Source organism: Leifsonia sp. GW821-FHT13C05 (assembly GCF_058806515.1).
Map to the genome: position 1 here is coordinate 1 of NZ_JBXAPT010000015.1, position 556 is coordinate 556.

Here is a 556-nt window from a genome sequence, read left to right on the forward strand (position 1 = left end):
GATGTCGTCGGTCACTGCTGGTCCAGGGCTTCGATGTAGCGGCCGATCTTTGCGCGGAGGCGCGTGATGGCTTGGAGAGATGCGGTGCGGCGGGAGACGAATCCGGAGAGGGCGCGGTCGCGTTCGATGAGCTGGTGAACGTATTCGTGGCAGCGCGGGTGAAGAGCGGTGAGGTCTTCGTGGCGCTCGTGAGCGATCCAGCCGTGCGGGGTCTGGGTGACGCCGCGGTAGTCGAGATGGTGCAGTTCGAGGGTTCGAGCGCTGCCCGCGCCGAGGCACAGAGCGCAGCGGATCGTGTTGGCGCGGCGTGCTTCCTCGATGAACCAACGGTCTCGGCGGCCGAACCACACAGGCGAATGGAGGTAGCGGGTGCGGTAGTTGTTGTCTCTGGCGGGACGGCGGCGGTTGGACATCAGTGTTCCTCCCGGGCAGATCCTCGGCGGTCCAGCGCTGCTTGATACTGTTCGGCGAACACGACCTGCTGGTCGAGCTCGGTGAGCTGCTTGCCCGTTCTGACCTGGCGGGCGTCGTCGCGGTCGGTCCAACCGCGCAGGTC

General features: G+C 66.4%; 1 protein-coding gene. It reads right to left on the minus strand.

What is annotated here, in order from left to right; translation table 11 throughout:
* Nucleotides 1-11 precede the first annotated feature (11 nt).
* A complete protein-coding gene (locus tag AC1ROC_RS20205; RefSeq protein WP_493001965.1) occupies nt 12-413 on the minus strand; it encodes a hypothetical protein in 402 nt (133 codons plus the stop codon).
* Nucleotides 414-556 lie beyond the last annotated feature (143 nt).

Excerpts from the sequence above, each read along its gene's own strand:
- AC1ROC_RS20205 (WP_493001965.1), bottom strand. The coding sequence starts at position 413 with ATGTCCAACCGCCGCCGTCCCGCCAGAGACAACAACTACCGCACCCGC.